Origin of the sequence: Klebsiella pneumoniae subsp. pneumoniae HS11286 (genome assembly GCF_000240185.1) — a bacterium.
GTDB classification, from domain to species: Bacteria; Pseudomonadota; Gammaproteobacteria; order Enterobacterales; family Enterobacteriaceae; genus Klebsiella; species Klebsiella pneumoniae.
Map to the genome: position 1 here is coordinate 535,365 of NC_016845.1, position 13,496 is coordinate 548,860.

Here is a 13,496-nt window from a genome sequence, read left to right on the forward strand (position 1 = left end):
ATTCTCGTCAGGGATGGTAGAAGTGAGCCTAATGCTACTCAACCAAACCGCAATGAGCAAAGTCTGGTTTACGTTCGGTTTAGTTGCGCGGGTTTATCATCGCCATTATTGCCACACAATCCTCAGCGAGGGCGCTATAATTCGCGCCGTTTATATTCACTTACCGGAGATAGTTATGGACCCCGATCCCACTCCTCATCCTCGATGGAGCAACCTTTCTTTCCGGTAAGCCTGTTTAACACTGCTTTACCGGAAAGCGTAAAGCAGTGACGTCCTTGATGTCCCTGCCATAAAAATAACATGCCTGACAGGTAGGTTTTGCTACGCCCGTCGGCAACGCTGCGTTCGCTTTGGCGAGCGCGGAGGGACTGTTTATGCTGAAAAATTATACCCGGCAGCTGTTCGCGCAGCTTAGCCGCCATCTGCCACGTCGTTTAGTCCAGCGCGATCCGCTGCCGGACGCCCGCCATCTGGCGAGTGGCCCCATTCCTGAATCGCTTGGTCAGCATTGCCTGAACGTGGCGGCGATGGACGACCAGGAGATCTGGCGCGCCTTTGACAGCCACCCTGAAGGGCTCAATGAAGGCGAAGTGGCGGCGAAAATCCTCAAACATGGTGACAACCAGATCCCGGCGCAGAAGCCCTCCCCGTGGTGGGTGCATCTGTGGACCTGCTATCGCAACCCGTTCAACCTGCTGCTGACCGTGCTCGGCATCGTCTCCTATTCCACCGAGGATCTGTTCGCCGCCGGGGTTATCGCCCTGATGGTGGGGATCTCGACATTGCTCAATTTCATCCAGGAGGCGCGCTCGACCAAAGCGGCGGATGCGCTGAAGGCGATGGTGAGCAACACCGCCACCGTGCTGCGGGTGGTGAACGAGCAGGGGGAGAGCCGCTGGCTGGAGCTGCCTATCGACCAGCTGGTGCCGGGCGACATTATCCGGTTGTCGGCGGGGGATATGATCCCGGCGGACCTGCGTATCCTGCAGGCACGGGATTTATTCGTCGCCCAGGCCTCGCTGACCGGCGAATCGCTGCCGGTGGAGAAAGTGGCCCGCAGCCGCGATCCGCTGCAGCAAAACCCGCTGGAGTGCGACACCCTGTGCTTTATGGGCACCAACGTGGTGAGCGGCTCGGCGCAGGCCATCGTCTTCGCCACCGGCGGCCGCACCTGGTTTGGCCAGCTGGCCGGCCGCGTCAGTGAACAGGAGAGCGAGCCGAACGCCTTTCAGAAAGGCATCAGCCGGGTCAGCATGCTGCTGATCCGCTTTATGCTGGTGATGGCCCCGGTGGTGCTGCTGATCAATGGCTACACCAAAGGCGACTGGTGGGAGGCGGCGCTATTCGCGCTGTCGGTGGCGGTCGGCTTGACGCCGGAGATGCTGCCGATGATCGTCACTTCGACGCTGGCGCGCGGGGCGGTGAAGCTGTCGAAGCAAAAGGTCATCGTGAAGCACCTCGACGCCATTCAGAATTTCGGCGCGATGGACATCCTCTGCACTGATAAAACCGGCACCCTGACCCAGGATAAGATTGTGCTGGAGAACCATACCGACGTCTCCGGCAAGGTCTGCGAGCGGGTACTGCATGCCGCCTGGCTTAACAGCCACTACCAGACCGGCCTGAAAAACCTGCTCGACACCGCGGTGCTGGAGGGCGTTGAGCTGGATGCCGCCCGCGGGCTGGCGGAACGCTGGCAGAAGGTGGATGAGATACCCTTCGACTTCGAACGCCGCCGCATGTCGGTGGTGGTGAAGGAGGATGACGCCGCGCATCAGCTGATCTGCAAAGGGGCGCTGCAGGAGATCCTCAACGTCTCGACCCAGGTGCGCTACAACGGCGATATCGTACCGCTGGACGACACCATGCTGCGCCGCATTCGCCGGGTGACCGATACCCTCAACCGGCAGGGGCTGCGGGTGGTGGCGGTGGCGACTAAATACCTGCCGGCCCGCGAAGGCGACTACCAGCGCGCCGATGAGTCGGACCTGATCCTTGAAGGTTACATCGCCTTCCTCGATCCGCCGAAAGAGACCACCGCCCCGGCGCTGAAGGCGCTGAAGGCCAGCGGCATCACGGTGAAGATCCTCACCGGCGACAGCGAGCTGGTGGCGGCGAAGGTGTGCCATGAAGTGGGACTGGATGCTGGCGAAGTGGTGATTGGCAGCCAGATCGAAGCCATGAGCGACGACGAACTGGCGGCGCTGGCCAAACGCACCACGCTGTTCGCCCGCCTGGCGCCGCTGCATAAAGAGCGTATCGTGACGCTGCTCAAGCGTGAAGGTCACGTGGTGGGCTTTATGGGCGACGGCATCAACGACGCCCCGGCGCTGCGCGCGGCGGATATCGGCATCTCGGTCGACGGCGCGGTGGATATCGCCCGCGAGGCGGCGGATATCATTCTGCTGGAGAAGAGCCTGATGGTACTGGAGGAGGGGGTAATCGAAGGCCGCCGCACCTTCGCCAACATGCTCAAGTACATCAAAATGACCGCCAGCTCCAACTTCGGCAACGTTTTCAGCGTGCTGGTGGCCAGCGCCTTCCTGCCGTTTCTGCCGATGCTGCCGCTGCACCTGTTGATTCAGAACCTGCTGTACGATGTCTCCCAGGTGGCGATCCCGTTTGATAACGTCGATGATGAGCAGATCCGCAAGCCGCAGCGCTGGAACCCGGCCGATCTCGGGCGCTTTATGGTCTTCTTTGGACCGATCAGCTCGATTTTCGATATCCTCACCTTCGGCCTGATGTGGTGGGTGTTCCACGCCAATACCGTGGAGATGCAGACCCTGTTCCAGTCCGGCTGGTTTATCGAAGGGCTGCTGTCGCAAACGCTGATTGTGCACATGATCCGCACCCGGCGCATTCCGTTCGTTCAGAGCCGGGCCGCCTGGCCGCTGTTCGCCATGACCCTGGTGGTGATGGCGGTGGGTATCGCGCTGCCGTTCTCGCCGCTGGCTAGCTACCTGCAGCTGCAGGCCCTGCCGCTGAGCTACTTCCCATGGCTGGTGGCGATCCTGGCGGGCTATATGGTGCTGACCCAGGCCGTGAAGGGCTTCTACAGCCGCCGCTACGGCTGGCAGTGAGGGACGCGTTTTCGGATGACCCACGTAAAAAAGGCAGCCACTGGCTGCCTTTTTTCATGCCGACGAGAGCGATCAGCGACGCACGGCGATGGCTTCGATCTCGATCTTCACGTCTTTCGGCAGACGTGCGACTTCAACGCAGGAGCGCGCCGGGAAGGTGGCGTTATGCTCGGTGAAGAACGCTTCGTAGGTGGCGTTAACGGTAGCGAAATCGTTGAGATCTTTGACGAATACGGTGGTCTTGACGATATCGCCGACGGTGAGGCCAGCGGCTTCAACGATCGCTTTCACGTTGTTCAGCGACTGGCGCGCCTGCGCGGACACGTCTTCCGGGACGCTGCCGGTTTTCGGGTCGACCGGGATCTGGCCAGAGGTGATGATCATGCTGCCGAGGTCAACGCCCTGAACGTAGGGGCCAATCGCCGCTGGTGCATTTTCCGTCGCAATAGTTTTGCTCATGTTATCTCCAGATGAACTGAGTAATGTTACGCAAAATCATTCAGGTTGCCGCCAGGCGGTAAGCGCTGTATCGCCGGCGCAGACGCCGCCTGAAGGACGAAGCGTAGGGTGGTAGCCATTATAGGGAGGCCTACCACCAATACCAACCGCATTTAGTTGGCCAGCACCACATAATGAGAAAACTCTTTTTCGCAGTATTTGCATTTGAGTGCGATGTCATCAGCGCGTTTTTTCACTGCAAAACTGGAAGAAACCGGTTCGGCGTGGCTGATACAGTTGCTGTTCGGACAGACCAGCACGCTGTCGATACGATCCGGCAGGCTCGGGCGGGATTTGCCCACCACTTCGTAATCATCAATGCGGTTTACCGTCGCCTGCGGGGCGTACAGCGACAGCTGGTTAACCTGCTCGTCGGTCAGGAAGGTGTTCTCGATTTTAATCAAATCCTTGCGGCCCATTTCGCCGGAGGGCAGGTTCAGGCCGATGGTGATGCGCTGGTCGGTTTCGGTCAGTTTGAACAGGGTGAGCAGCTTAAAGCCGACCTGCGCCGGGATATGGTCAATCACGGTGCCGCGTTTGATCGCTTCTACCTGCAGTTTATTGTCGTGTGTCATCTCTCATTCCCCCTTACAGTGCCAGCTCGCTATTCAGTACCAGTGCCAGTAACGCCTGGCGGGCGAAGATGCCGTTACCGGCCTGCTGGAAGTACCAGGCGTGCGGTGTTTTATCGACATCGGTGGTGATTTCATCAATGCGCGGCAGCGGGTGCAGCACTTTCATGTTGGCGCGCGCCCCTTCGAGGTCGGCGGCGCGCAGGACGAACTGCGCTTTGACGTTGGCGTATTCCGACGGATCCAGACGCTCTTTCTGCACGCGGGTCATGTACAGAATATCCACTTCCGCCATCACGTCGTCGATGGCGCTATGCAGGCTCCAGGCGATGCCTTTTTCATCGAGCATATCGAGGATGTACTGCGGCATGGCCAGCGCGTCCGGGGCGATGAAGTAGAAGCGGTTGCCGTTGAATTTGGCCAGCGCCTGGGTCAGGGAGTGGACGGTACGGCCATACTTCAGATCGCCGACCATCGCCACGTTGAGGTTTTCGAGGCGGCCCTGGGTCTCCTGAATGGTGAACAGGTCGAGCAGGGTTTGGGTCGGGTGCTGGTTAGCGCCGTCGCCGGCGTTCAGTACCGGCACGCCGCCGGAGAATTCGGTCGCCAGGCGCGCGGCGCCCTCCTGCGGATGACGCATCACGATGGCGTCGACGTAGGTGCTGATGACGGAGATGGTATCCGCCAGCGTTTCCCCTTTTTTGCCCAGTGAGGTGTTGGCGCTGTCGGAAAAGCCGACCACGCTGGCGCCCAGGCGGTGCATCGAGGTTTCAAAAGAGAGGCGGGTGCGGGTCGAGGCTTCAAAGAAACAGCTGGCGATAACCTTATGCTTCAGCAGCTCGGGTTGTGGATTGGCTTTCAGCTTTGCCGCCGTCGCCAGCACCAGTTCGAGGTCTTCGCGGCTGAGATCGTTTATGGAAATGATATGTTTTTGATATAGCGGGTTAGCCATGCTTATCTCCTGACGCCTGGGCAAAAAAAAAGCCCCTTAAATAAGGGGCTTCGGGAATCCAATGAGCAACGGAAAGAAAAACGGCAGGCCAGCGTCTGCATTGAGACGCGCTAAGACAGAATGTCGTACGCAATTGGCCATGCTTCCTCCCGGCAAAACGACTGGCATTATACGCAGACCGTTATGACGATCAAGCGATTCATTCACAAACAGGTAATCGTTTGCCTGTCGAAAAGTGCGCCAGCGCAAAGAAGCGTGAAACTGTACTGGTATGGCAGCCGCGATGGGGGTATAACACGATAAAATGAAATGCTGTTTTATATTTGAGGTAAGCAATGATTATTGGCAATATCCACCATCTGCAGCCATGGCTGCCTGCCGCGCTGCGCGAGGCTATCGAACACGTTATCGCTCAGGTCAGCGAGGCGACGCCGCTGGGTAAACACGCTATCGACGGCGACAACCTGTTTTATCTGATTTCTGAAGACACCACCGAGCCGCAGGCCGCGCGCCGCGCGGAATACCATGCTCGCTATCTCGATATCCAGATTGTGCTCCGCGGCAGCGAGGGGATGACCTTCAGCACCTTGCCGCCAGGAGAGCCGCAGACCGACTGGCTGGCGGAGAAAGACATCGCTTTTCTTGCCGAAGGCCAGCAGGAGAAAACGGTGATCCTCAACGAAGGGGACTTTGTGGTGTTTTATCCCGGCGAAGTGCATAAACCGCTGTGCGCCGTTGGCGCCCCGGCGAAGGTGCGCAAAGCGGTGGTGAAGATGCTGATGGTTTAGTTGACGAGCTTTTTTACCCAGAGCTAGCAATTGTCATATTGTGACAATTGCTATTCTTTGTTTTTCCTGGCTATTCCCGCTTTTTTACTTCTTATTCCCTCTCATTTGCTGCTTCAGCCAAACGCTCATACCGAGCGCATTGTGCAAATTTTGATGGCGATCTCATTAATACGTTATATAACGTATTAATGTTGTTTCCGCTAATTTGAACAATCAATAATGAGATCTGGAGTTCTTACTGTATGAATACTAAAGAAATAATTAATGCCGTTGCTAAAGAGATAGAAGACAAAGGCGGAATCCGCCAAGTGTTCCTTGTTGCCTGCGGCGGGTCATTAGTGGATATGTATCCGGCTAAGTACTTCCTGGATAGCGAGGCGACGAAGCTTCATGTCGGCATGTATACCGCCAATGAGTTTGTCTACGCGACGCCGAAAACGTTAGGGGAGAATTCGCTGGTTATCGTCTGTTCGCACGGGGGCAACACGCCGGAATCCGTCGCTGCGGCTAAGCTTGCTCAACAGCATCAAGCGCATACTATTACGCTGACTCACAACGCTCAGGCACAGTTGATCGAATACGCCAGTCACAACATTCTCTATGCCTGGGGTAACGATACCAATGTGGTCGATAATCCGATGGCGATTATCCTCAACCTGTGCGTTGATACGTTGCAGCAGGTGGAAGGTTTCAATAATTACGCTGATTTCCAACAGGGAATGACCCAAATTAATGGCGTCATTGCTCATGGCCGTCAGCAGGTTGCGGATCGCTGCCAGCGTTTTGCCCAAAAATATCAAGATGAAAAGCTCTTCTATATCCTCTCCAGCGGAGCTTCTTATGGCCATGCTTATGGTTTTGCTATCTGCTCACTAATGGAAATGCAATGGCTACATGCCGCACCTATTCACTCCGGTGAGTACTTCCACGGACCTTTTGAAGTTACGAATAAAGAGACGCCGTTTATTTTATTGATGAACGAAGGCCGTACGCGGGCGATGGATGAGCGAGCTTTGGCCTTCCTCACCAAGTATGCAGAAAAAGTGGAAGTCGTTGATGCTAAAGAACTGGGCATCGGGGTTCTTCCTCCGTCAGTCGTGGAGTTTTTCAACCCGGTACTGTTTTACAGCATCATGTGTGAATATCGTTCTGCGCTTGCCGACATTCGCCAGCATCCATTGGATACCCGCCGCTATATGGGGCTGGTGGAATACTAAGGGGAATTATGATGAATGTGATTGGAATTGGCGATAACGTCGTCGATAAATATGTTCATACTCAGACTATGTATCCCGGTGGAAATGCGCTGAACTTTGCCGCTTATGCGGCCATGCTGGGGCACAATGCGGCCTATCTGGGGATTTTTGGTAATGATGCCGCTGCGGAACACGTTATGCAGGTGCTGGATAAAGTTGGCGTCAAGTGGCCACACTGTCTGCAGGTGGCAGGAGAGAATGGCTGCGCACAGCTGAAAATCGAAGAGGGAGAACGGATATTTCTTGGTTCGAACGCCGGGGGTATTCGCAAGACAACTTCGATGGATTTTATTTTTCAGCATGAGCAATACCTGCGTGAGTTTGATCTGATCCATAGCGGCTGTTATAGCTATATGGAGACGCACTTACCTCAGTTACGCGAGCTCAACATTCCTGTCTCTTTCGATTTTTCAGATGACTTTGTACTGGAGCAGGCGCTGCCGCTGTGCCGTTACGTCGACTTCGCCTTCTTCTCATGCGCCGACTACAGCCTGGCGCAAACACGTGAAATTGTGCAACAAGCGCAGGCCAGCGGAAGTCGCATTGTCTGCGCGACGCGTGGAGATGAAGGCGCGATTTTATTTGACGGGCAGGATTGGTATCAGCAGGCACCCGATTACGTCACTCCCGTCGATACAATGGGGGCAGGTGATGCTTTTATTACCGCTTTCATTTGCCATTTTCTGGCCCAACCTACGGGTAACAAGCGCGAAGCGATTACCAATAGCCTGCAAAAAGCAGCAGCTTTCTCGGCACAAATTTGCCTGAAAGAAGGGGCATTTGGCTACGGGACTCACTACTAACCTATAACGCCATCTCTCATTTTTCCGTACTGATTTCCGTCCGCTAGCCGGGCGGAAAGGGGGATTCCTGCGCTTTTTCCGTGAGGAAAGAATTATGCATAGTGATGCTGCTGATTTGATTTTACGTTCTGATGCTATTTTTACTGCTGCCAGAAATGAGCTATTTAGCGGATATGTAGTCATTAAAAACGGCGCTATCGCGGCGATGATAGCGAATGGGGAAGATATTCAAACCTGGAGAGGTGAAAGAACTCGCTTTATCGAACTTGGCGATCGCCTGATTTGTCCCGGATTTTGCGATAATCACACGTTTTTTACCGGCTATATGAGCATGCAGCGTGGCGTCGATCTCCATGCCGCCCGCGATAGTAATCATGCCCTTGAACTATTACAGGATGCAGAAAAACTTCTCCCTGAGGAGAAAAGCCTCTATGGCTGGGGCTGGTCTGCTGCCCGTTGGGGAGCGGTGCCTGATGCCAGACTATTGGATGACGCTTTCCCGCAGAGACCGGTTGTCGCCATTAACGATGACAAAAGCTATTGCTGGATGAACCGTGCCGCCGTGGAGCTTTATGGCTTTACCGCTGAAGAGTGCAGCGCGGAGGCGAGAATCGCATTATTGGATGAGATGCTGTCTGATACCGCACAGTTAAAAAAAGAAATGCGGGCATTTATGGCCCGACTTGCCGGGCAGGGAATCACGGCAATAAAAGACGTTTGTTTCAACGATGCGCCGCAGTTGATGAATGCCTGGGATGAACTGGAAAAAGAGGATGCGCTATTGCTGAGAGTAAGCATTGTTTCTCAGCCCGTATCTGCGCCTGTCGATCTTGCTTTCGGTGAACAGGCCCGACGCCGCTTTCATTCGCCATGGCTGCGGTTTCATGGCTTTAAATTTATGGTCGATGGCGTTATTGCCGATCATACCGGCGATATGATTTACCCCTATGCCGATCGTCCCGGCACGAACAATGAACGACCCGTTGATTATAATGCCCTGCGCCAGCAGGTTTTGTTGGCTGATGCTCGTGGATTCAACTGCTGTATGAATGCGGAGGGCGATGCCGCAATTCGCCGCTGTATTGATATTTTTGCCGAATGCCGTAAGCGTCACCCGCAGAGCGTGGTTAGACATTCTCTGAGCGATCTGGAATGTCCGCATCCAAACGATATTCCCAGAATGGCTGAGCTCGGCCTTTTTGCCGAAGTTTATGCACAAATTCTGCTCCTTAACCCCTGCGAAGCAGGGGCCTATATGCGCGAACGCTATGGGGAAGAGCGCGAAGCGCAATTCTACGATTATGCCGCACTATTTGGGGCTGGCGTGACGGTGACTATTGGCACCGATCTGCCTCTGTTTATTCCTTCTGTTCCTGACTCGATGTATGCCGCCTGCAGTCGTCAGTTCCCTGATGGTTCACCCGTGAATGGCTGGTACCGCGAACGCGGAATGACCCGACAACAGCTCTTAACGGCATGGACGCTGAATAGTGCTCGACACCACGGCATGGAAGAGATGACCGGTAGCCTTGAGCCGGGAAAACGCGCGGATATCGCGGTTTTTGACCGTAATTTGTTGAGCTGCCCGAATGATGAGTTACGGACTTCTACCGTTGTACTGACCCTGGTGGATGGCCGTATTACCCATGACCTTCTGTAACTCTAAAAATGCCGAAAGACGGCAAACATAATATAAACATCTTATCGAGGCGGATTATGCGTATTGCAAAAATAAAGTGGGCGATGCCACACTGCTACGCTCTGATTTTCTTCATTATTATATTAGTAGCGCTGCTGACATGGTGTATTCCCAGCGGCAGTTTTGATTATCACTCAGTGACCTTACCCGGCGGTGAAACGAAAACATTAGTGATCCCAGGGTCTTATCATCTGCTGGACAAAGTCAGCAGCGAGGGCGATTTACGTCAGGGTATTGCCGCCGTACTGGCCGCGCCGATGGAGGGGATTATCAAGGCCGCCGACGTAGTGGCGTTTGTGCTCATTGTTGGTGGCGCTTTTGGCATTATTTTACGTACTGGCGCAATTGAGCGGGGTCTGGTGGCGCTGGCTGAACGCCTGGCAGGTAAAGGAATTTTGGTTATCCCTATCGCAATGACCTTGTTTAGCCTGGGAGGCGCGACTTTTGGTATGAGCGAGGAGGTGATTCCCCTGTATGCGATCTTTATCTCCCTGATGTTCGCGCTGGGTTATGACTCAATGACTGCGATCCTGATTCTTTTTCTGGGAACCCAGATTGGCTACGTTGGCGCAATGACCAATCCGTTCTCTGTACTCATTGCCCAGGGCGTAGCGGGTATTCAGGGAAATCCGCAGCTTTGGCTACGTGCTATTGCATGGCTGGTCTTCACGCTACTGGCGATTGCTTACACCATGTGGTACGCGCACCGTGTTAAACGCACTCCGCAAAAGTCGCCGGTATATGAAAATGATTGTCGCAACCGCGAGCAGTTTTTGTCGATACAGGATACGTCGGTCCATTTTTCCATCGCCGATCGGGTAATTATCATCGCCTTTGTGCTGGCGCTGGCCGTCATCTCATGGGGGCTAATCACGCGTGGCTGGTACATGGTTGAGATCGGCTCTGTGTTCCTGGCTCTGGGGCTGTTTTCCGGGATCGTCGGGCGCATGGGTATTAGCGGGATGGCCGACAGCTTTGTCGAAGGGTGCAAAGAGTTTGTCTACGCCGCCGTAGTCATAGGTCTTGCGCGCGGTATTCTGGTGGTGGCGGAGAACGGACGAATTATCGATACGTTGCTATTTGGTTTGTCTGAAATGCTGGAAGGGTTGCCGCAGTATGCGTTTACCACTCTGATGCTATTAGGGCATAACGTCATCACTTTTTTTGTGCCCTCATCTTCGGGCGAGGCCGCGCTCACTATGCCCGTGCTGGCGCCGTTAGGCGATTTGGTTGGTATCAATAAAGAGGCGATGGTGATGGCTTATCAATTTGGCAATGGCCTGACGAACCTGGTCTCTCCTACCGGCGGTGTATTGCTGGCTGGGTTGTCTATTGCGCGCATTGGGTTTGGTCAGTGGTTAAAGGCCATTGCGCCGCTGTTTCCGGTGCTGTGGATAGTTAGCGCTGCTTTTGCTGCGATTTCGGCCTGGGTCTGAAGGATATGCGCGCCGTCGTAGTTTGATGTGCGCGCTTCGATTATAATCCTGCTTCGCATTAATGGCCGTGCTGGTACCTCTTTTATGTCGAATTTTGGACTGCAACAGAATACTTCCGTACCGTTATACAGGCAGCTAAAAGATAAAATCCTCAGCGATATTTCTTCCGGGAAACTCGCTGAAGGAGAGAAAATCCCCACCGAGATTGAGCTCAGCGAACTCTACAATATCAGCCGTATTACAGTGCGCAACGCAGTGAAAGAGCTGGTAGCCGAAGGCTATTTGGTAAAAAAGCAGGGGAAGGGGACTTTTGTCTGTCTGCCTAAAATTGAGCGTAAAGTTGTTCACTTACTTAGCTTTACTGCCGCATGCGATGCTAATCATCTACCAACCCATAGCGTAGTGACTCGTCGTGAGATTCTGCGGGACTATCGTAATGCGCGTCAGCTTCTTGAGCTTGAGAGCGATGATTCCGTGCTTTATATCCAACGCCTTAGGATCGCTGGCGATGCGCCGTTAATGTTAGAGAATAATTACTACTCTCTGAAACGATTAGGTTTTTTACAGCAGGAGGATCTTAGCGGGTCGCTGTATCAGCTATTGCGTGAAAAATATGCGATCGTGCCTACCTATGCGGGTGAAACGACAGTAGAAATGGTGCGTGCGGATTCTGACAGCGCACCGCTGCTGAAGCAACCGCCCGGCGAACCGTTATTCCTGATGAAAACGCTAATTCTGGATAGCCAGCATCAGCCTATTCATTATGGAGAACAGTATATCGTCGCCGAGCGTTACACGTTTAGTTTCTGATTTCAGCGTGAAAGCGTCGCCACCATCACCGCTTTGATGGTGTGCATCCGGTTTTCCGCCTGGTCGAAGACCACGCTCGCCGCCGACTCAAACACCTCGTCAGTCACCTCCATGCCGCCGTGCAGGCCGTAATCGGCAGCCATCTGTTTGCCCAGCGTGGTCTGATCGTCGTGGAACGCCGGCAGGCAGTGGAGGAACTTGACCTGCGGGTTGCCGGTGAGCGCCAGCATCGCGCTGTTAACCTGATAGTCGCGCAGCAGGGCGATACGTTCGGCCCATTTTTCCTTCGCCTCGCCCATTGAGACCCAGACGTCGGTATAGATAAAATCGGCGCCTTTCACCCCCGCGGCGATATCTTCCGTCAGGGTGATGTTGCCGCCCTGCTGTTTGGCCAGCGCGGTGCAGGTCTCCACCAGCGCGGCCTCCGGCCAGCAGGCCGATGGCGCCACCAGGCGCAGATCCAGACCGGTCAAGGCGGCGGCTTCCAGCATCGAATTGCCCATGTTGTTGCGCGCGTCGCCGGCGTAGACCAGCGTCATCTGGTTAAAGGCTTTGCCCGGCAGATGCTCTTTCATGGTCAGCAGGTCCGCCAGCAGCTGGGTGGGGTGGAACTCGTTGGTGAGGCCGTTCCACACCGGCACGCCGGCGTATTGCGCCAGGGTCTCTACCACTTCCTGGCCGTGGCCGCGGTACTGAATGCCGTCGTACATCCGTCCGAGCACGCGGGCGGTGTCCTTGATCGACTCTTTATGGCCAATCTGGCTACCGCTGGGCCCCAGATAGGTCACGCGGGCGCCTTGATCGTATGCGGCAACTTCGAAAGAGCATCGTGTACGGGTTGAGTCTTTTTCGAAGATGAGCGCGATGTTTTTTCCTGCCAGTTTCTGGACTTCGATACCGTTTTTCTTATCGGCTTTCAGCTTTGCCGCCAGCTCGAGCAGGGCGGTGATTTCTGCAGGCGTAAAATCGAGTAACTTTAAAAAATGCTTCTGGTAAAACGCAGACATGGTTCCCTCACCTGGTATAGGCCACTAATTGAATTAAAATTCAATTTATATGTATGAATATTCATTTGCAAGTCTGTGATCGAAATCTTTCACTGAGAAGTGGAGGCAATGACGGCGGTATGTGACAATAGGGATAACTGCCGCACATTATGAGGAACGAGCCATGGCAAACCCGGAACACCTGGAAGAACAGCGTGAAGAGACGCGTCTGATTATCGAAGAGCTGCTGGAAGATGGCAGCGATCCGGACGCACTGTACACGATTGAGCATCACCTCTCTGCAGACGATTTCGAAACCCTGGAGAAAGTGGCGGTTGAAGCGTTCAAGCTGGGCTACGAAGTGACCGAGCCCGAAGAGCTGGAAGTGGAAGAGGGTGACATGGTCATCTGCTGCGATATTCTGAGCGAATGCGCGCTGAACGCAGACCTGATCGATGCCCAGGTGGAACAGCTGATGACGCTGGCAGAAAAATATGACGTCGAGTATGACGGTTGGGGCACCTATTATGAGGACCCGAACGGTGAAGACGGCGACGACGATGACGAAGAGTATGTCGATGAAGACGACGATGGTGTTCGCCACTAAGTCGCA

13 protein-coding genes are annotated in these 13,496 nt (G+C 54.6%); 9 read left to right on the forward strand and 4 right to left on the reverse strand.

Going from position 1 to position 13,496, the window contains the following annotated elements; genetic code table 11:
* Positions 1 to 374 precede the first annotated feature (374 nt).
* Positions 375 to 3,083, forward strand: a complete 2,709-nt coding sequence (locus tag KPHS_05010) for a magnesium-transporting ATPase MgtA (RefSeq protein ID YP_005224801.1) — start codon at positions 375 to 377, stop codon at positions 3,081 to 3,083.
* Positions 3,084 to 3,155: 72 nt separating this feature from the next.
* On the opposite strand, the gene KPHS_05020 is transcribed toward KPHS_05010, so the two are convergent.
* The 3 genes from KPHS_05020 to KPHS_05040 form a co-directional block, all read right to left on the reverse strand.
* Complete coding sequence (locus KPHS_05020; protein YP_005224802.1) at positions 3,156 to 3,542, reverse strand: 2-iminobutanoate/2-iminopropanoate deaminase; 387 nt, start codon at positions 3,540 to 3,542, stop codon at positions 3,156 to 3,158.
* Between the two features lie 152 nt (positions 3,543 to 3,694).
* On the reverse strand, positions 3,695 to 4,156 hold the full coding sequence (locus tag KPHS_05030) for an aspartate carbamoyltransferase regulatory subunit (RefSeq protein YP_005224803.1): 462 nt from the start codon (positions 4,154 to 4,156) through the stop codon (positions 3,695 to 3,697).
* 13 nt (positions 4,157 to 4,169) lie between these two features.
* On the reverse strand, positions 4,170 to 5,105 hold the full coding sequence (locus KPHS_05040; RefSeq protein ID YP_005224804.1) for an aspartate carbamoyltransferase catalytic subunit: 936 nt from the start codon (positions 5,103 to 5,105) through the stop codon (positions 4,170 to 4,172).
* 335 nt (positions 5,106 to 5,440) lie between these two features.
* On the opposite strand from KPHS_05040, the gene KPHS_05050 reads away from it, so the two are divergent.
* The 7 genes from KPHS_05050 to KPHS_05110 all read left to right on the forward strand — a co-directional run bounded on the left by KPHS_05050 (position 5,441) and on the right by KPHS_05110 (position 11,897).
* Positions 5,441 to 5,893: a putative cytoplasmic protein gene (locus KPHS_05050; protein YP_005224805.1), complete on the forward strand. Its 453-nt coding sequence runs from the start codon at positions 5,441 to 5,443 to the stop codon at positions 5,891 to 5,893.
* Between the two features lie 57 nt (positions 5,894 to 5,950).
* Entirely contained in the window at positions 5,951 to 6,082 is a 132-nt protein-coding gene (locus tag KPHS_05060) for a hypothetical protein (protein ID YP_005224806.1), read from the forward strand.
* Between the two features lie 53 nt (positions 6,083 to 6,135).
* A complete protein-coding gene (locus tag KPHS_05070) occupies positions 6,136 to 7,110 on the forward strand; it encodes a sugar isomerase (SIS) (protein YP_005224807.1) in 975 nt (324 codons plus the stop codon).
* Positions 7,111 to 7,121: 11 nt separating this feature from the next.
* On the forward strand, positions 7,122 to 7,952 hold the full coding sequence (locus tag KPHS_05080; protein ID YP_005224808.1) for a ribokinase-like domain-containing protein: 831 nt from the start codon (positions 7,122 to 7,124) through the stop codon (positions 7,950 to 7,952).
* Between the two features lie 94 nt (positions 7,953 to 8,046).
* Positions 8,047 to 9,612, forward strand: a complete 1,566-nt coding sequence (locus tag KPHS_05090) for an amidohydrolase family protein (protein YP_005224809.1) — start codon at positions 8,047 to 8,049, stop codon at positions 9,610 to 9,612.
* A gap of 56 nt (positions 9,613 to 9,668) precedes the next feature.
* Entirely contained in the window at positions 9,669 to 11,087 is a 1,419-nt protein-coding gene (locus KPHS_05100; protein YP_005224810.1) for a C4-dicarboxylate anaerobic carrier, read from the forward strand.
* Positions 11,088 to 11,171: 84 nt separating this feature from the next.
* Complete coding sequence (locus KPHS_05110; RefSeq protein ID YP_005224811.1) at positions 11,172 to 11,897, forward strand: GntR family transcriptional regulator; 726 nt, start codon at positions 11,172 to 11,174, stop codon at positions 11,895 to 11,897.
* Between the two features lie 2 nt (positions 11,898 to 11,899).
* On the opposite strand, the gene KPHS_05120 is transcribed toward KPHS_05110, so the two are convergent.
* The gene (locus KPHS_05120; protein ID YP_005224812.1) at positions 11,900 to 12,904 is read right to left on the reverse strand and encodes an ornithine carbamoyltransferase; all 1,005 of its coding nucleotides are present in this window, start codon (positions 12,902 to 12,904) and stop codon (positions 11,900 to 11,902) included.
* 163 nt (positions 12,905 to 13,067) lie between these two features.
* Between KPHS_05120 and KPHS_05130 the strand changes: the two genes are divergently transcribed.
* Positions 13,068 to 13,490: a ribonuclease E inhibitor RraB gene (locus KPHS_05130; protein YP_005224813.1), complete on the forward strand. Its 423-nt coding sequence runs from the start codon at positions 13,068 to 13,070 to the stop codon at positions 13,488 to 13,490.
* Positions 13,491 to 13,496: the final 6 nt, after the last annotated feature.

Bases quoted from the DNA above. Each gene is read 5' to 3' on its own strand.
- KPHS_05010 (YP_005224801.1), top strand. From the start codon at position 375: ATGCTGAAAAATTATACCCGGCAGCTGTTCGCGCAGCTTAGCCGCCAT.
- KPHS_05020 (YP_005224802.1), bottom strand. From the start codon at position 3,542: ATGAGCAAAACTATTGCGACGGAAAATGCACCAGCGGCGATTGGCCCC.
- KPHS_05030 (YP_005224803.1), bottom strand. From the start codon at position 4,156: ATGACACACGACAATAAACTGCAGGTAGAAGCGATCAAACGCGGCACC.
- KPHS_05040 (YP_005224804.1), bottom strand. From the start codon at position 5,105: ATGGCTAACCCGCTATATCAAAAACATATCATTTCCATAAACGATCTC.
- KPHS_05050 (YP_005224805.1), top strand. From the start codon at position 5,441: ATGATTATTGGCAATATCCACCATCTGCAGCCATGGCTGCCTGCCGCG.
- KPHS_05070 (YP_005224807.1), top strand. From the start codon at position 6,136: ATGAATACTAAAGAAATAATTAATGCCGTTGCTAAAGAGATAGAAGAC.
- KPHS_05080 (YP_005224808.1), top strand. From the start codon at position 7,122: ATGAATGTGATTGGAATTGGCGATAACGTCGTCGATAAATATGTTCAT.
- KPHS_05090 (YP_005224809.1), top strand. From the start codon at position 8,047: ATGCATAGTGATGCTGCTGATTTGATTTTACGTTCTGATGCTATTTTT.
- KPHS_05100 (YP_005224810.1), top strand. From the start codon at position 9,669: ATGCGTATTGCAAAAATAAAGTGGGCGATGCCACACTGCTACGCTCTG.
- KPHS_05110 (YP_005224811.1), top strand. From the start codon at position 11,172: ATGTCGAATTTTGGACTGCAACAGAATACTTCCGTACCGTTATACAGG.
- KPHS_05120 (YP_005224812.1), bottom strand. From the start codon at position 12,904: ATGTCTGCGTTTTACCAGAAGCATTTTTTAAAGTTACTCGATTTTACG.
- KPHS_05130 (YP_005224813.1), top strand. From the start codon at position 13,068: ATGGCAAACCCGGAACACCTGGAAGAACAGCGTGAAGAGACGCGTCTG.